Raw genomic sequence first — 15,025 nt, 5'->3', positions numbered from 1 at the left:
CCCAGCCCTCAAGCCATCCCAAATCCCACTGCTCGCCCCTCGCTCCCTTGCCCCGCCATTAACACCCCGTTAACGTTGCCTCCCCCGCCCGCTCTGGAGAGCCCCGTGCCGCTACCGGTCTCACGCCGTTCCTTCCTCTCCCTGGCCACCTCTGGCCTGGCACTCGGCGCCGTCGGCCTGGCGCCCGTCGCGGAGGCAGCGCGGCGCAAGGCGGCCGCCGCCACGGCCGCCACGCCCGGCGTGGCGCCGGCGGCCGGCACGGTGTACCTGAACTTCAACGAATGCCCGCTTGGTCCCTCGCCCGCGGCGCTGGCGGCGGCACAAGCGATCCTGCCGCGCAGCGGCCGCTATTTGTTCGAACTGTCGGACGCATTGATCGCCGCCTTCGTCGGCCAGCAGCACCTGCCGGCCGACCACGTGGCCGTCTATCCCGGCTCCAGCGAGCCGCTGGCCCGCGCGGCGCGCGCCTTCACCACGCCGCGCGCCGGCGTGGTGGTGGCCGATCCGACCTTCGAGGCGGTGGCCGATGTCGCCGCCGCCCATGGCGCGCCGGTGCGGCGGGTGCCGCTGCGCGCCGACGGCGCACACGACGTCAAGGCCATGGCCAGCGCCGACCCGAACGCCGGCCTGATCTACCTGTGCAATCCGAACAATCCCACCGGCTCGGTGACCAAGCGCGCCGACATCGAATGGCTGCTGGCCAACAAGCCCGCCTCCAGCGTGCTGCTTGTCGACGAGGCCTACCTGCACTACAGCGAGGAGCCGTCGGTGATCGACCTGATCGGCCAGCGCCAGGACCTGCTGGTGCTGCGCACCTTCTCCAAGCTGTACGGCATGGCCGGCCTGCGCCTGGGCCTGGCGGTGGCCGCGCCGGGGCTGCAGACCAAGCTCGCCGCGTTCGGCCAGAATCCGGTGTCGGTGCCCGCCCTCGCCGCCGGCATCGCCAGCCTGCAGGACCCGCAACTGGTGCCGACCCGCCGCGCCGAGAACGCGCGCATCCGCAACGACACCATCGCCTGGCTGCAGAGCAAAGGCTACAAGTGCCTGCCGTCGCAGGCCAACTGCTTCATGGTCGACGTCAAGCGCGACGGCGCCGCCTTCGCCGCGGCGATGGCCAAGCAAGGCGTCATCGTCGGCCGCAGCTGGCCGATCTGGCCGAAGCTGGTCCGCGTCACCGTCGGCAGCGAAGCGGAGATGCTGCGGTTTCGGGATGCGTTTGCTAAGGCGCGCAAGTAGCTTGGGGCCGGGAATTGGGAATGGAGAATCGGGAATCGTCGAAGCCGGTTGCCGTGCAGCTCAGGCGTGGCTGGGCTTGCCCTGGCCTTGTTGTTCCCGCCTCACGATTCGCCAGTGCTGGCGCCAGCGCGCCAGGAGTGGGAAGTCGGGATTCGGGGTTGGCTTAACGGCCGGGATTCGGGATTTGAGATTCGCCAGAGCAAAAACCAGGGGGTCTGACATCGGCGGCAGTCGTACCCTCATCCGCCCCCTCTTCGGGGGCGCCTCCCCCCGAAGAGGGGGCCATGGTGCCGGCGGGAGAAGGGAAAAGCACGCGTGGCATCAGCGACAGGGAATCGCTTCTACGATTCCCCATTCCCGTTTCCCCATTCCCAGCCCCACGCTACCAGCGTGGGGCTTTCGTCAACGGCGGCGCCTGGTGCTGCCGGTCGTAGGCGCGCAGGTCGTCGCGGATGTGGGCGATGCGCTGGCGGCCCAGGGCGTTGCGGCTGTCGTCCAGGACCACGCCGTCGAGCAGTTCGCCCATGCGCTGCACGGTCGGCAGCATCTTTTCCCAGGCGTCGAGCGCGGTCAGCGGCGCCGGCAGAGTCAGGAAGAAAGCGATCGCTGGGGTCTCCATCTCGCGGATGTGCGCCATGTCGAAGCTGCCCGGCTTCATGATGCTGGCCATGCTGAAGATCGGGCCGCGCTCGGGATGCCCCTCCACCAGGCGGTGGAACACGTTCATGTGACCGAAGGTCAGGCCGGTCTTCTCCGCGGCCACCACGATGTCCTCGCCGCGCAGCACCTGCCCGGCGCGGGCGGCGACGTACAGCGAGACGATCTTGTCGAAATCCTGGCTCGGCCGCTTGCCGAGGTCGGCACCGGGCGCCTCCGCGGCGGGCAGGCCCAGCTCGGGCTGGTGCGCCTCGCCATCCGCGCCGGGCGCGGCCAGCGCGTCATCGCCAGCGGCCGCCTCGCCCAGCGAGGGTTCGCGGCGCGGCGCGGCCGGATCGGCCGGCTCCACGCGCCGGCCCTGGCTCGGTTTCTTGGGGCGGCCGAACAGGAAGATCGCCGCAATCAACAGCAAGCCGGCGGCGAGGATGCCGATGCGTAGCATTGCCATGTCGGACATTCAGGGGTTACTCCGGCAAGGGTACACAGGGGGAAAATAGCGGCCTGGTGCGCACGAGGTTCGCCAACACGGGAACATCGCCGCCACGCATAGCACGTCCTTTAGCATGTCACGTCAGGCCGCGCCCGCCAAACGCGCGGCCTCCTCCAGGTCCACGCTGACCAGGCGGCTGACGCCCGGTTCGCGCATGGTGACGCCGCTGAGCTGGTGCGCCGCCTCCATCGTCGCCTTGTTGTGGCTGACGAACAGGAACTGCACTTTCTCGCTCATTTCCTTGACCATCGCCGCCAGGCGGCCGACGTTGGCCTCGTCCAGCGGCGCGTCGACCTCGTCGAGCAGGCAGAACGGCGCCGGGTTGAGCTGGAAGATCGCAAACACCAGCGCCACCGCGGTCATCGCCTTCTCGCCACCGGACAGCAGCGAGATGCTGGACACGCGCTTGCCCGGGGGCCGCGCCATGATCGCCACGCCGGTGTCCAGCAGGTCCTCGCCGGTCAGCTCCAGGTAGGCATGGCCGCCGCCGAACAGGCGCGGATACAGCGCCTGCACGCCGGAGTTGACCCGGTCGAAGGTGTCCTTGAAGCGGCCGCGGGTCTCGCGGTCGATCTTGCGGATGGCGTCTTCCAGGGTCTCCAGCGCGGTGTTCAGGTCGACGTCCTGCGCCTCCAGGTATTCGGCGCGCTGCGCGGCCTCGCCGTACTCGCTGATCGCCGCCAGGTTGACCGGCTCCAGCCGGCGCATGCGCGCGTCGATCTGCTGCACCGCCTGCTCCCACTCGGCCGGGTCGGCGTGTTCGGGCAGGCCGTTGATGACGTCCTCGAGCACGAAGCCGGCCTTGACCACCGCCGCCGACAACTGCTCGGCGCTGAGCACCAGCGCCTGCTGGTCGAGCCGGCGCTGGGCGATGCGCTCGCGCTGCGCCAGCGCCTGTTCGTCGCGCTGCTGGCGGGTCTGCTCCAGCGCGCGCAGTTCGTTGTCGATGCCGTCCAGCAGCGCGCGCGCCTCGCCGAGCACGCGGTCGGTGCGCACGCGCTCGCTGAGCGCGGCCTGGTGCTCGGCCTCCAGCGCCAGCACCGGCGAATCGCCCTCGTTCAACTGCGCGCTGAGTTCGCCCAGGCGCGCGTCCAACTGGCCGCGCTGGTTGCCCATGCGCTCCAGCGCCTGGCTCAGCGAGGCGATCTGGGTGCGCTGCGATTCCAGGGTCAGGGCCAGCGCATGCGCGGCCTCGCGTACCCGCCGCGCGGCGTCGCGGGCCAGGTCGCGCGCCTCGGTGAGCTGGCGGCGCTCGCTTTCCAGCGCGTGCCGGACCGATTCCAGGTCGCCCATGCTGGTGACCGCGTCCTCCAGCTTGGAGCGCGCCTCGCGCGCCTGCTCGCGGCTGCTGTCGAGGGTTTCCAGCAACTGCGCGACCTCCAGCTCGATGCGCTCGATGCGGGTGCGCGCGGCGTCGACCTTGCCCTGCTGGCTCTGCAACTGCCCGGCCAGTTCGGAGGCGCTGCGGTGCGCCTGGTACAACTGGCGTTGCGCGTCCTCGCGCTGCTGCTCGCCGGCCAGCAACTGCGCACGCAGCTCACCCAGACGGTGCTCGAGGTCGGCCTCGCGTTCCTGCAGCGTCTCGATCTGGCCGCGCAGGCTCTGGATCTCGCGCTCGCGCAGCAGCGCGCCCTGCTTGGCCGCGCCGGAGCGCGACACCCGCAGCCAGCCCTGGCCCAGGCGCGCACCGTCGCGGGTGACGATGGAATCGCCCTCGCCCAGCTGCGGCAGCAGGTCGCGCGCAGCGGCCAGGTCCTCGGCCGCGTGCAGCCGCGCCAGCAGCCGGCGGATCGCGATCGGCCCCTGCACCTTGGCCGCGAGCGAGGTCGGCGCGAAGCTCTCGGCCGCCTCGGCGCCGCTGACCAGGGCGATGCGGCCTTCGCCGAGTTCGCCCAGGGCGTCGACCAGGGTTTCCGGCGCCTCCACCAGCACGCCTTCGATCAACTGCCCGAGCGCGCCTTCGACCGCGTTCTCCCAGCCGCTCTCCACGCTGAGCCGCTCGCCGACGCGCGCTGCCGAATCCAGCCCGTGCGCCTGCAGCCAGGCCACCGCCGCACCCTGCTCCTGGCCGAGCGCGGCCTGCTGCAGGGTTTCCAGCGACGACAGCCGGCCACGCGCGGCCTGCGCCTGCTTGCGCACGTCGGCCAGTTCGGCCTGCGCGGCGCGCTGCTGGTCCTGCAACGCCGCCACCGCCTGCTTGCGCGCCTCGACCTGCTCGGTCAGGCCGTCCAGCGCGGCGCGCTGGGTCTCGTGCTGCAGTTCCAGTTGCGCGAAGGCCTCGGCCAGCGCGTCCAGGTCCAGCCCGGCGCGCTCGGCCAGCAGCGCCTCGCGGCGGCGCTCGGCCTCCAGCGACTGCCGGTCCAGGTAATCAACGCGGGTGCGCTCCACTTCGCCGGCGCGCGAGGCTTCGGCGGTGTTGCGCTGGTGCGATTCCCAGCGCTGCTGCCAGTCGGCCAGGCGCGCCTCGGCCTCGCGCAGCGCTTCCTGCTTGTATTCGTTGTCTTCCTGCAACTGCTCCAGCTGCGGGCCGGCCACGTCCACCGACTCGCGCAGCAGCGCCAGCTTGGCTTCGTCGGTGCCGATGTGCTGGCCGAGCTCGGCCAGCGCCAGTTGCGTCTCGTCGCGCGCCTTGTGCAGGCGCTGCGACAGGTCGCGCTGGTGCTGGATCTGCTGCTCGATCCGGGCCAGGGTGCTGCCGACCTTGTAGACCTCGGCCTGCGCGGTGCTCAGCGCTTCGGCGGCCTCCTCGCGGCGCACGCGGCCGGTCTCGATGCGCGCTTCGGCATCGCGCTGCTCGGCGATCAGCTGCTGCAGGCGGGTCTCTTCCTGGCCCAGGGCCTCGCGCAGGCCCTGCAGGCGCCCGTCCAGGCCGCGGTATTCCAGTGCCTTCCACTGCGCGTCCTTGATCCGCCGTTCTTCCTGCAGCGCCTGGTACTGCTCGGCCTGGCGCGCCTGGCGCTTGAGGTGCTCGAGCTGCTTGCCGATTTCCTCGCGCAGGTCGCCCAGGCGCTCCAGGTTCTCGCGGGTGTGGCGGATGCGGGTCTCGGTCTCCTTGCGCCGCTCCTTGTACTTGGAGATGCCGGCGGCCTCCTCCAGGTACACGCGCAGGTCCTCCGGGCGCGCCTCGATGATCTGGCTGATCATGCCCTGCTCGATGATCGAGTAGCTGCGCGGGCCCAGGCCGGTGCCCAGGAACAGGTCGGTGATGTCGCGGCGCCGGCACTTGGTGCCGTTGAGGTAGTAGCTGCTGCTGCCGTCGCGGCTGACCTGGCGCTTGACCGAGATCTCGTTGAAGGAGGCGTACTCGCCGGCGATGGTGTGGTCGGTGTTGTCGAAGATCAGCTCCACCGTGGCCTGCGACACCGGCTTGCGCGCCGAGGAACCGGAGAAGATCACGTCGGTCAGCGAATCGCCGCGCAGGCGGCTGGCCGAACTTTCGCCCATCACCCAGCGCACCGCGTCGATGATGTTCGACTTGCCGCAGCCGTTCGGACCGACGATGCCGGTCATGTTGGTCGGCAGGTGCAGCGTGGTCGGATCGACGAAGGACTTGAAGCCGGACAGCTTGATGGTCGACAGGCGCATGGTGCGGGCAATCCATGGCAGGCGCCGCCGGCATTCCGAGCTGCGCTGCCGCTAGTGAAGATCCAGGTGAGGTCCTGCTTCCAACCCATTGATGCGGCTACATCGCCGGGCCGAAATCGGACGCGAGTCGCTGAGTATAGCGGCCCCTGCGCGACGCTGGGGCGGCCCACGCCGGGCAGCGGCAATGCGACGGCGATCGCATATGCAGGCGAGCGGCCCCGGCCGGCCGTGCCGGTCCGGGCCGCACGGCCCGCCGATGGCGGCGCAGGCCGGCAAAAACGACACGGGCACCTTGCGGTGCCCGTGTCGGTACAGCGATGACGCCGCGATCAGGCGTCGGCTTCGACCACGACCTTGACCGTGGTTTCCACGTCGGCGTGCAGGCGCACCAGCACCTCGTACTCGCCGATGTTGCGGAACGCGCCTTCGCCCAGCACCACTTCGCCCTTCTCCAGCGGCAGGCCGGCGGCGGTGAAGGCCTCGGCGATGTCGCGCGGGCCGACCGAACCGTACAGCTTGCCTTCGGTGGAGGCGTTGGCCTTGACCGTCACGCTGGCGCCTTCCAGCTTGGCGGCGCGGCCTTCGGCGTCGTCGTGGATGGCCTTGGCCTTGGCTTCGTACTCGGCGCGCTTGGCTTCGAACTCGGCGATGTTGGCGGCGGTGGCCGGCACGGCCTTGCCCTGCGGCACCAGGTAGTTGCGGCCGTAGCCCGGCTTGACGTCGACCTTGTCGCCGAGGCCGCCCAGGTTGGTCACTTTCTGCAGAAGAATCAGTTGCATGGTCTTGCTCCGTTATTCGTTAGCGCACGCCCGAAGGCGCCCGCAACGCTTGCTGTCCGAATAGGAGAAGCCGGGATTCGGGATTCGGGAATCGGGATTTGCGCCCGATCGGCACCGCACTCTTCAATCGCCAGACTTCGGTTGAGTGCCCGCACCGGCAGGTGCGGGCCATGTCGCTCCGGGAGACCCGGATCAGACGTCGTGGTTGTCCGTGTACGGGATCAGCGCCAGGAAACGCGCGCGCTTGACCGCCGTGGCCAGCTGACGCTGGTACTTGGACTTGGTGCCGGTCACGCGGCTCGGCACGATCTTGCCGTTCTCGGTGAGGTACTGGCGCAGGGTGTTGAGATCCTTGTAGTCGATCTCCTTGACGCCCTCGGCGGTGAACTTGCAGAACTTGCGACGACGGAAGAACTTGGACATGAGCGTGCTCCTTAGGCGGCTTCGGCGGCGTCGCCGTCGGTTTCGGTGGCGGCGGCGGGCGCATCGCCCTCTTCGTCGTCGCGACGACGGCGCTCACCGCGCTCGGGCTTGTCGGCCTTCTCGTCCTTGCTCTTCATGATCAGCGACTGTTCGGTGTCGGCGCCGTCGCGCTTGATCACCAGGTGGCGCAGCACCGCGTCGTTGAAGCGGAAGCTCTCGACCAGCTCGCTCAGCACGGCCTGGTCCACTTCGATGTTCAGCATGACGTAGTGGGCCTTCACCAGGTTCTGGATCGGGTACGCCAGCTGGCGGCGGCCCCAGTCTTCCAGACGGTGGATGGTGCCCTTGCCGTTCTCGACCAGCGACTTGTAGCGCTCGATCATGGCCGGGACCTGCTCGCTCTGGTCCGGGTGGACCAGGAACACGATTTCGTAATGACGACTCATGGTGTTTACCTTTCGGATGTGGCCTTGCGGCCGGACAGCCCCCCGCGGTGCGACGGCGGTGGGGCAAGGACTCCTGCCGGGAAGGCAGGAAGCCGCACATTATGGCGCAGAAGGACCGCTGTGGACAAGCTGTCGGGTGGACGGCGCTGGATTGCTGTGACGCCGGGACCGGGGACCCGGGGCCCGGGACCCGGAAAAGCAAGACCGCCCGGCCTTTTTCATGGCGAGATGCCGGACCCACCGTTGCATTGGGGCAGATCGCACCGCGTTTCCCGGCCCCCCGATCCCGGGCCCCGAGTCCCGGCTTCTCACCCCATATCGACGTGCAGCCGATGCTGTCCGCACTGCAGGCAACGGAACAGGCAGCCGACCAACGTACCGTCACGGGAGATGCGGGCCAGCAGCCAGTCCGCATCGCGCGGGGTGACCTCGACGATATCGGGCATGACCTCCTCCAGGATCTGCGCGAGATCGTCGCGGCCGGCGTAGCCCAGGAAGGCGCAGGGCCGGTCGCAATGGCTCAGCCACACCGGCTGCTGCCACGCCGAATACCCCGGGGTGCGCGTGCAGATCTCCTGCAGCAGCGCAGCGTCGATGGCCGGCGGCGGGTCGTCCGGGTCGGGCGAGACGCCCTCGATCCCCGCCCAGTCGTTGAACTCGCCCTCGAAGCGCGCCGCGGCGCGGCCGTCGGCGATGCACCAGGGACACAGGTACTGCGGGCCGTCGCCGGCACAATAGAACGGCCCCCGGTAGCGCCATGCGCGGGCGTCGCCACAACAGTCGCACACGCCGGCTTCCTGCGCGAAGCACAGCGCATAGGCGTTGGGGTGATGCAGAAACTGAGGCAGCTGCATGCGAAAACCGCGCCGCCCTTGCCCTGCGCCCCCGGGAGGAGGCCGCCTGGCCGCCGCGGCGACGCTCAGGGCGCGGTGGCGTGCGTGGCGTCGGTGGTGAAGCTCTCGCCACAGCCGCACTCGGCGGTGGCGTTGGGATTGCGGAACACGAAGGTCTCGCCCAGGCCCTGCTTGGCGAAGTCGATCTCGGTGCCGTCCACCAGCGGCAGGCTGGTCGCGTCCACGTAGATGCGCACGCCGTCCTGCTCGAACACGGCGTCGTCCGGACGCGCCTCGCGCGCCAGGTCGGTGACGTGGCCCCAACCCGAACAGCCAGTGCGCTCGACGCCGAAGCGCAGTCCCAGCGCACCCGGCGTCTGCGCGACGAAGCGCTGCACGCGGGCATGGGCGACGGGGGTGAGGTGGACGGCCATGGGGGGAACTCCGGCGACTGCGAACGGACATTATAGGGAGGAAGGCGGCCGATCGCCGCCACGCCTCGCAAGCGCTGCGCTCGAGCCAGTACACTTGCCCCTTCCATATCGAGTCGCTGCGGCGAGGATTCAAGTCATGACGGTGGTGAGCGTTGCACATGCGCTGGCCGGGAAGATCCCGGAAGGCGGAGAAGTCACGGTACGGGGATGGGTGCGCACGCTGCGCGGATCTGCCGGACTGGCTTTCATCAACGTGACCGACGGCTCCTGCTTCGCCCCGATCCAGGTGGTGGCGACCGATGCGCTGCCCAATTTCGACGAGGTCAAGCGACTCACCGGCAGCTGCTCGCTGATCGCCAAGGGCGTGCTGGTGAAGTCGCAGGGCAAGGGCCAGTCGTACGAGATCCAGGCCAGCGCGATCGAGGTGGTCGGCTGGGTCGAGGATCCGCTGACCTACCCGATCCAGCCCAAGCCGATGTCGCCGGAGTTCCTGCGCGAGGTCGCGCACCTGCGCCCGCGCACCAACCTGTTCGGCGCGGTGACGCGCATCCGCAACTGCCTGGCGCAGGCGGTGCACCGCTATTTCCACCAGAACGGCTACAACTGGATCAGCACGCCGATCATCACCACCTCCGACGCCGAAGGCGCCGGGCAGATGTTCCGCGTCTCCACCCTGGACCTGGCCAACCTGCCGCGCGACGCGCAGGGCCAGGTCGACTTCGGCCGCGACTTCTTCGGCAAGGAAACCTTCCTGACCGTGTCCGGCCAGCTCAACGTCGAGGCCTACTGCCTGGCGCTGAGCAAGGTCTACACCTTCGGCCCGACCTTCCGCGCCGAGAACAGCCACACCACTCGCCACCTGGCCGAGTTCTGGATGATCGAGCCGGAGATCGCCTTCGCCGACCTGGCCGAGGACGCGCGGGTGGCCGAGGATTTCCTCAAATACCTGTTCCGCGCCGTGCTGGACGAGCGCGCCGACGACCTGGCGTTCATCGCCGAGCGCGTGGACAAGACCGCGATCAGCAAGCTGGAGACCTTCATCAACTCGCCGTTCGAGCGCATCGAGTACGGCGACGCGATCGGCCTGCTGCAGAAGTCCGGGCAGAAGTTCGAATTCCCGGTGGAATGGGGCCTGGACCTGCAGACCGAGCACGAGCGCTGGCTGACCGAGCAGCACGTCGGCCGCCCGGTGGTGGTGACCAACTACCCCGAGCACATCAAGGCCTTCTACATGCGCCTGAACGACGACGGCAAGACCGTCGCGGCGATGGACGTGCTGGCCCCCGGCATCGGCGAGATCATCGGCGGCAGCCAGCGCGAGGAGCGCCTGGACGTGCTCGACGCGCGCATGCTGCAGTTCGGCCTGGACCCGCAGCACTACGGCTGGTACCGCGATTTCCGCCGCTACGGCACAGTGCCGCACGCCGGCTTCGGCCTGGGCTTCGAGCGCCTGGTGGTCTACGTGTGCGGGCTGAGCAACATCCGCGACGCCATCCCCTACCCGCGCGCGCCGGGCAGCGCCGAGTTCTGAGGCGAACCGGGGAACGCCCGCCATGATCCTGTTCTTCGCGCTGTGCTTCGTCGGCGTGGCGATCGCCGGGGCCAGTGCGTTCCTGATCTTCTGGCCGCTGACCCTGGTGCACATCCGCGACCGCCATCCGCCGCTGGTGGCGGCGTTCGGGCCGGGCGCCTTCCTCAAGCCGGCGGCGCTGGGCTGGCTGCTGGCGCGGCGCTACCGCCCGCTCGGCGACCGCGGGCTGTCCGGGCTGGCGACGCCGGCCTGGCTGTCGCTGCTGACCATCTTCTTCGGCCTGGGCATGGCCGCCCTGCTCTGGCTGCTTTCCCTGGTGATCCCATGACTTCAGATTCTTCCACCCACGATCAGTGGTACCTGGCCAGCCTCGGCCGCCTGCTGGTGTGGGCGCGCCTGCGCGTGCGCGCCGCCGGCACCGCCGAGGTGCTGGACAGCGACGGCAACACGCTCAGCTACGACAGCGAGGACACCGCCCGCGCGGCGCTGTTCGACGCCGAGTTCGTCGCCTTCGACGGCCTGGACGAGGACGATGCGCGGGCGCGCGGCTTCTCGTTGGGCGAGGTGTCGCCGCCGCAGGCCGACGACGACGCCGGCCTGCGCGGGCGCATGACCCAGACCCTGGGTGCGCGCGCCTGAGCCGGCGATGCACGTTCCGCCCGCCTTCGCCGAAAGCGACCTGCACGCGCTCGATGCGCTGATCGCGGACAACCCGTTCGCCACCCTGGTCACCGTCGCCGACGGCCTGCCCTGCGCCACGCCGTTGCCGGTGCTGTACCGGCGCGACGGTGAGCGCATCCTGGTCGAAGGCCATTGGTCGCGGGCCAATCCGCAGGCGCGCCACGCCGGGCCGGCGCTGCTGCTCGTGCATGGCCCGCACGCCTACGTCTCGCCAAGCTGGTACCCGGACAAGGACGCGATGGCGCGGGTGCCGACCTGGAACTACGCCACCGCGCAGTTGCACGGGCAGTTGCATCCCAGCGACGACGAAGCGTTGCTGGCCGACGTGGTGGCGCGGTTGAGCGAACAGCACGAGCGCGCCATCGGCAGCGATTGGCGCTACGAGCCGGACAACGCGGCGCACCGGCGCCAGTTGCGCGGCATCGTCGGCTTCCGCTTCGAGGTCGAGCGGGTCGCGCTGAAGTTCAAGCTCAACCAGAACCACCCGCCGGCGAACCAGGCCGCGGTGCGCGAGGCGCTGCAGGCCCAGGCCGCGCCCGGTGCGCAGGCCGTCGCGGCGCTGATGCGCGCGCGACGCCCGGACTGAGCGGCGCGGCCGCGTTGCTCAGCCGCACCGGCTGTCGTGCTCGTGCTGGTCGCGATCGGCGCGGCGCGCGCTGTCCCGGCCCCCTTCCAGCGGCGACAAGCCCTCGCGGATCGCATAGCGGGTCAGTTGCGCGATGCTCTGCATGCCGAGCTTGAGCATGATGTGCTCGCGGTGGGTGCCGATGGTCTTGACGCTGATGTCGGGCCATCGCTTCGCACTCGGCGCGCAGTTGCGACAGGATGCCCGGCGCCGGCCAGCATCTTGATCCAGATGTTCATCGCATCACTCCTGGACGGACACGGCGGCCGGCGCTGCGCGCGGCGGATTACGGGTTGGTGGGCGCACGCTCCAGCAGCCCGCTGTCCCGACGCATCCCGGCGGGTTCGATGACCTGCAGTTCGATGCGTCCGTCCGGCCTTGCGTGCAAGGTGAGCTGCCCCCCGCTCAGGCGATCGCAATAGCCGCCATGGGCGATATTCAACGAATACACCGCCGTTCCTTCACGCAGGCCGACGTAATACGCCTGCACTCCGCACTCGCGTGGCGCGCCGTAGCGCAGTCGCACCGTGGGATTGCCGGGCGCCTGCGGCGTCGCGGCGACGCTCAGTTCCACGACGACGTCCCTATCGCCGCGCTCTGGGTGGACCATTCCGCGCCACGTACCCTGCAGCGGGCTGGGCTGGCCCGGGTCGGAATGCAGCACCACCGGCAGGTCCTTGCCGTCGACCGTCAGCCGCAGATCGTCGCCACTGCGCTGCACGCGCAATTGCTTGCCCATCTGCTTGTCGCAGTAGGCGCCACCGTTGATCGAGTCCAGCGCGAAGGCGCCATCCTGTTGTGGCTTGACCAGCAACGTGCAGTTCAACGGCGGGCCGAACACCAGCCTGGCCTTGCCGTCGCGCTGAACCAGGCGCACCGACGCCAGGCGCTGCGGGTCCAGCGTCAAGGTGCCGTTCCAATCGCCAGTCGGGAGCGCCTCGGCGCTGGCCGCTGCGGCAGACGTGGGCGCCTGCGGCGCGGCGCCGGCAGCGGACGGCAAGGCCAGGCACAGCGCCAGCCAGAGCGGGAAACGCGCAACACCACACGAACGGATACGCATGCGACTCTCCTGTTGGGATACGAAAGGGAAAACGAACGGCGCGGTCAGGACAGACCGAACCAGAGCAGCGCCGACACGGCCGCCACCAGGCACAGTAAGGCAAGCAACCATAGCGCCCGGCGCCGGCGCAACCGCTGCGTGCGGGCCAGCGAGCGCAGGTCGATGTGCAGTTCTCGGCACCACAGGTCGGTGTCGTGCCGCGACAGCAGCAAGCCGTGTCTACGCATGGGCCGTCTCATGGGCGGGATCGTGCGGGGCGACCGGTTCGGACAGGTGCCACAGCTTCAGCCGCTGCCCGTCGAACAGCACCTCGCCGACCGGGGTATGGGTGCCGCGGAACAGGATCTGCAGGCGCTGGCCGGGCCGGCGTGGCCGGCGCGGCGCCACCTGCAGCGCCAGACGCGGCGCCTCGTCCGGCAGCTCCACCACGTCCAGTTCCACGTCGAACGACAGGGCCAGTTCGCCGATCTGCGGCAGCTGCCAGGCGCGCAGTCCCCACAGCGGGATCTGCAACGCCGGCGGCTCGGCCTCCTCCGCCCCCCCCCCTGCACGGTTTCGGCCGCACCGAGACGTGGTACTTGGCCGAGTTGTCGGAGCTGCGCGTGTTCTCCTTGCTGGTGGCGACCGAGCCCTGGATATGCACCTTGGCCTTGAACAGGCCGAAGCCGTATTCCACGTCCGCCGACAGCGACGCCGAGGCATCGGTCTTTTCCTTCGCGGAGAAGGACGACATCACCTCCATGTCGAAGGTGATGTCCACGGTCTGGATGCTCAGGCTCGGCACGTTGACGATGGCCAGCAGCGGCACTTCCAGTTCGCCCGGTGTGGACCTCGAGGAAGTCTGCGCAGCGGCCCGCGTCGGCTGGATCGGCATAAAGTCCGATCCGGCACTGCCTGCGTCCCGAGACGCCGCGGGACCTCGCACGCCGGGCGGGCAGGCGGCAGCGAACCGGGCGCGGCAGCGAACCGGGCCGCGCGCCGGCCGCGGGCTTCTGGGATAATGCCCGGCTATGAGCAAGATCGAACAACTGCTGGACAACAACCGCTCCTGGTCCGAACGCATCAACCGCGAGGATCCCGAGTTCTTCAGCCGCCTGTCCAAGCAGCAGACCCCGGAGTACCTGTGGATCGGCTGCTCCGACTCGCGGGTGCCGGCGAACCAGATCATCGACATGGCGCCGGGCGAGGTGTTCGTCCACCGCAACATCGCCAACGTGGTCGTGCACACCGACCTGAATTGCCTGTCGGTGATCCAGTTCGCGGTCGAGGTGCTGAAGGTGCGGCACATCCTGGTGGTCGGCCACTACGGCTGCGGCGGCGTGCACGCGGGCCTGACCCGCGCGCGGCTGGGCCTGGTCGACAACTGGATCCGCCACGTCACCGACGTGGCCGAGAAGCACGAGCAGTGCCTGCAGCAGGCCGGCGACCTCAGCCTGCAGCACGCGCGCCTGTGCGAGCTCAACGTGCTGGAGCAGGTGGTCAACGTCAGCCGCACCTCGATCGTGCGCGACGCCTGGACGCGCGGCCAGGAACTGACCGTGCACGGATGGGTGTACAGCCTGCGCGACGGCCGCGTGCACGACCTGGGCATGGCGCTGGAGCGCATCGAGGACCTGGCGCCGCGCTACGATGCCGCCCTGGCGCGCATCCGCCAGGACCGCGAGGACCGCTGAGCGGCGCGCCGCTCGGCCATTTCCGCCCAAGGATCCGCATGCTCCCCGGCCCGCTCAACCTGCACGCCTGGATCGACGCCCACCGGCATCTGCTGAAGCCGCCGGTGGGCAACAAGTGCATCCACGCCGGCGACTTCATCGTGATGGTGGTCGGCGGGCCGAACGCGCGCAGCGACTACCACTACGACGAAGGCCCGGAGTGGTTCTACCAGCTCGAAGGCGAGATGGTGCTGAAGATCCAGGAGGACGGGGCGGTGCGCGAGATCCCGATCCGCGCCGGCGAGACCTTCCTGCTGCCGCCCAAGGTGCCGCATTCGCCGCAGCGCGGGCCCGACTCGGTGGGCCTGGTGATCGAGCGGCAGCGCCTGCCGCACGAGCAGGACGGCCTGCTGTGGTTCTGCGAGCGCTGCAACCAGCTGCTGTACGAAGCCTACTTCCCGCTGCAGGACATCGAGAGCGACTTCCCCCCGGTGTTCGCGCGGTTCTACGCGTCCGAATCGCTGCGCACCTGCGGCCGCTGCGGCCACGTGCATCCGCTGCCGGCGGCTGCCGCCGCGCCGTGACCGCCCTGC

The 15,025-nt window shown here is 69.7% G+C and carries 17 protein-coding genes and 2 pseudogenes; 7 read left to right on the top strand and 12 right to left on the bottom strand.

Annotation, left to right across the window (positions count from 1 at the left end; all coding sequences use genetic code 11):
• Positions 1 to 105 precede the first annotated feature (105 nt).
• A complete protein-coding gene (locus AC1PME_RS09355) occupies positions 106 to 1,236 on the top strand; it encodes a pyridoxal phosphate-dependent aminotransferase (RefSeq protein WP_307550104.1) in 1,131 nt (376 codons plus the stop codon).
• 382 nt (positions 1,237 to 1,618) lie between these two features.
• Here AC1PME_RS09355 and zipA read toward each other — a convergent pair whose 3' ends face one another.
• From zipA to AC1PME_RS09320, 7 genes are all read right to left on the bottom strand, one after another.
• Complete coding sequence (gene zipA / locus AC1PME_RS09350) at positions 1,619 to 2,350, bottom strand: cell division protein ZipA (RefSeq protein ID WP_254457797.1); 732 nt, start codon at positions 2,348 to 2,350, stop codon at positions 1,619 to 1,621.
• Positions 2,351 to 2,464: 114 nt separating this feature from the next.
• Positions 2,465 to 5,968, bottom strand: coding sequence for a chromosome segregation protein SMC (smc, locus tag AC1PME_RS09345; RefSeq protein WP_481097938.1), 3,504 nt, complete (start codon positions 5,966 to 5,968; stop codon positions 2,465 to 2,467).
• A 329-nt stretch (positions 5,969 to 6,297) separates the two neighbouring features.
• Positions 6,298 to 6,747 carry a 50S ribosomal protein L9 gene (rplI, locus tag AC1PME_RS09340; RefSeq protein WP_254457795.1) on the bottom strand — a complete coding sequence of 150 codons (450 nt, stop codon included), beginning with the start codon at positions 6,745 to 6,747 and terminating at the stop codon, positions 6,298 to 6,300.
• A gap of 192 nt (positions 6,748 to 6,939) precedes the next feature.
• Positions 6,940 to 7,170 (bottom strand): 30S ribosomal protein S18, encoded by a 231-nt coding sequence (rpsR, locus tag AC1PME_RS09335; protein ID WP_002804494.1) that lies wholly within the window; start codon positions 7,168 to 7,170, stop codon positions 6,940 to 6,942.
• Positions 7,171 to 7,181: 11 nt separating this feature from the next.
• Positions 7,182 to 7,616 carry a 30S ribosomal protein S6 gene (gene rpsF / locus AC1PME_RS09330; protein ID WP_010342529.1) on the bottom strand — a complete coding sequence of 145 codons (435 nt, stop codon included), beginning with the start codon at positions 7,614 to 7,616 and terminating at the stop codon, positions 7,182 to 7,184.
• Positions 7,617 to 7,924: 308 nt separating this feature from the next.
• A complete protein-coding gene (locus AC1PME_RS09325; RefSeq protein ID WP_307550098.1) occupies positions 7,925 to 8,470 on the bottom strand; it encodes a CbrC family protein in 546 nt (181 codons plus the stop codon).
• A 65-nt stretch (positions 8,471 to 8,535) separates the two neighbouring features.
• The gene (locus AC1PME_RS09320) at positions 8,536 to 8,883 is read right to left on the bottom strand and encodes a HesB/IscA family protein (RefSeq protein ID WP_307550096.1); all 348 of its coding nucleotides are present in this window, start codon (positions 8,881 to 8,883) and stop codon (positions 8,536 to 8,538) included.
• Between the two features lie 136 nt (positions 8,884 to 9,019).
• On the opposite strand from AC1PME_RS09320, the gene asnS reads away from it, so the two are divergent.
• Genes asnS through AC1PME_RS09300 form a run of 4 tightly spaced genes read left to right on the top strand, consistent with a single transcriptional unit; the run spans position 9,020 to position 11,681 of the window.
• A complete protein-coding gene (gene asnS, locus AC1PME_RS09315; RefSeq protein WP_254457792.1) occupies positions 9,020 to 10,414 on the top strand; it encodes an asparagine--tRNA ligase in 1,395 nt (464 codons plus the stop codon).
• A 22-nt stretch (positions 10,415 to 10,436) separates the two neighbouring features.
• Positions 10,437 to 10,742, top strand: coding sequence for a hypothetical protein (locus tag AC1PME_RS09310; RefSeq protein ID WP_160948275.1), 306 nt, complete (start codon positions 10,437 to 10,439; stop codon positions 10,740 to 10,742).
• Positions 10,739 to 11,053 (top strand): hypothetical protein, encoded by a 315-nt coding sequence (locus tag AC1PME_RS09305; RefSeq protein WP_254457791.1) that lies wholly within the window; start codon positions 10,739 to 10,741, stop codon positions 11,051 to 11,053. Before AC1PME_RS09310 ends, AC1PME_RS09305 begins: the two co-directional genes overlap by 4 nt.
• Positions 11,054 to 11,060: 7 nt before the next feature.
• Positions 11,061 to 11,681, top strand: coding sequence for an FMN-binding negative transcriptional regulator (locus AC1PME_RS09300; RefSeq protein ID WP_481097937.1), 621 nt, complete (start codon positions 11,061 to 11,063; stop codon positions 11,679 to 11,681).
• 18 nt (positions 11,682 to 11,699) lie between these two features.
• Here AC1PME_RS09300 and AC1PME_RS09295 read toward each other — a convergent pair.
• From AC1PME_RS09295 to AC1PME_RS09275, 5 genes and pseudogenes are all read right to left on the bottom strand, one after another.
• A pseudogene (locus AC1PME_RS09295) lies at positions 11,700 to 11,879 on the bottom strand (LuxR C-terminal-related transcriptional regulator); the annotation flags it as partial.
• 127 nt (positions 11,880 to 12,006) lie between these two features.
• The gene (locus tag AC1PME_RS09290) at positions 12,007 to 12,780 is read right to left on the bottom strand and encodes a hypothetical protein (protein ID WP_481097936.1); all 774 of its coding nucleotides are present in this window, start codon (positions 12,778 to 12,780) and stop codon (positions 12,007 to 12,009) included.
• Positions 12,781 to 12,824: 44 nt separating this feature from the next.
• Positions 12,825 to 13,007 (bottom strand): hypothetical protein, encoded by a 183-nt coding sequence (locus AC1PME_RS09285; protein ID WP_481097935.1) that lies wholly within the window; start codon positions 13,005 to 13,007, stop codon positions 12,825 to 12,827.
• Entirely contained in the window at positions 13,000 to 13,293 is a 294-nt protein-coding gene (locus AC1PME_RS09280) for a hypothetical protein (RefSeq protein ID WP_481098173.1), read from the bottom strand. The genes AC1PME_RS09285 and AC1PME_RS09280 overlap by 8 nt, the downstream gene beginning before the upstream one ends.
• 51 nt (positions 13,294 to 13,344) lie before the next feature.
• Positions 13,345 to 13,597, bottom strand: a pseudogene (locus AC1PME_RS09275) (DUF2589 domain-containing protein); the annotation flags it as partial.
• Between the two features lie 193 nt (positions 13,598 to 13,790).
• On the opposite strand from AC1PME_RS09275, the gene can reads away from it, so the two are divergent.
• A complete protein-coding gene (gene can, locus AC1PME_RS09270) occupies positions 13,791 to 14,453 on the top strand; it encodes a carbonate dehydratase (RefSeq protein WP_254461291.1) in 663 nt (220 codons plus the stop codon).
• A gap of 38 nt (positions 14,454 to 14,491) precedes the next feature.
• Positions 14,492 to 15,016, top strand: a complete 525-nt coding sequence (locus AC1PME_RS09265; RefSeq protein WP_481097934.1) for a 3-hydroxyanthranilate 3,4-dioxygenase — start codon at positions 14,492 to 14,494, stop codon at positions 15,014 to 15,016.
• Positions 15,017 to 15,025: the final 9 nt, after the last annotated feature.

Source organism: Xanthomonas sp. NCPPB 901, from assembly GCF_056725085.1.
This window is presented reverse-complemented; position numbering and strand designations above follow the sequence as displayed.

What these genes read in the sequence shown, in the direction of transcription:
- AC1PME_RS09290 (WP_481097936.1), bottom strand. Translation starts at nt 12,780, where the DNA reads ATGCGTATCCGTTCGTGTGGTGTTGCGCGTTTCCCGCTCTGGCTGGCG.
- AC1PME_RS09285 (WP_481097935.1), bottom strand. Translation starts at nt 13,007, where the DNA reads ATGCGTAGACACGGCTTGCTGCTGTCGCGGCACGACACCGACCTGTGG.
- AC1PME_RS09265 (WP_481097934.1), top strand. Translation starts at nt 14,492, where the DNA reads ATGCTCCCCGGCCCGCTCAACCTGCACGCCTGGATCGACGCCCACCGG.
- rplI (WP_254457795.1), bottom strand. Translation starts at nt 6,747, where the DNA reads ATGCAACTGATTCTTCTGCAGAAAGTGACCAACCTGGGCGGCCTCGGC.
- AC1PME_RS09310 (WP_160948275.1), top strand. Translation starts at nt 10,437, where the DNA reads ATGATCCTGTTCTTCGCGCTGTGCTTCGTCGGCGTGGCGATCGCCGGG.
- can (WP_254461291.1), top strand. Translation starts at nt 13,791, where the DNA reads ATGAGCAAGATCGAACAACTGCTGGACAACAACCGCTCCTGGTCCGAA.
- AC1PME_RS09325 (WP_307550098.1), bottom strand. Translation starts at nt 8,470, where the DNA reads ATGCAGCTGCCTCAGTTTCTGCATCACCCCAACGCCTATGCGCTGTGC.
- zipA (WP_254457797.1), bottom strand. Translation starts at nt 2,350, where the DNA reads ATGTCCGACATGGCAATGCTACGCATCGGCATCCTCGCCGCCGGCTTG.
- rpsR (WP_002804494.1), bottom strand. Translation starts at nt 7,170, where the DNA reads ATGTCCAAGTTCTTCCGTCGTCGCAAGTTCTGCAAGTTCACCGCCGAG.
- AC1PME_RS09305 (WP_254457791.1), top strand. Translation starts at nt 10,739, where the DNA reads ATGACTTCAGATTCTTCCACCCACGATCAGTGGTACCTGGCCAGCCTC.
- AC1PME_RS09320 (WP_307550096.1), bottom strand. Translation starts at nt 8,883, where the DNA reads ATGGCCGTCCACCTCACCCCCGTCGCCCATGCCCGCGTGCAGCGCTTC.
- smc (WP_481097938.1), bottom strand. Translation starts at nt 5,968, where the DNA reads ATGCGCCTGTCGACCATCAAGCTGTCCGGCTTCAAGTCCTTCGTCGAT.
- AC1PME_RS09300 (WP_481097937.1), top strand. Translation starts at nt 11,061, where the DNA reads ATGCACGTTCCGCCCGCCTTCGCCGAAAGCGACCTGCACGCGCTCGAT.
- rpsF (WP_010342529.1), bottom strand. Translation starts at nt 7,616, where the DNA reads ATGAGTCGTCATTACGAAATCGTGTTCCTGGTCCACCCGGACCAGAGC.
- asnS (WP_254457792.1), top strand. Translation starts at nt 9,020, where the DNA reads ATGACGGTGGTGAGCGTTGCACATGCGCTGGCCGGGAAGATCCCGGAA.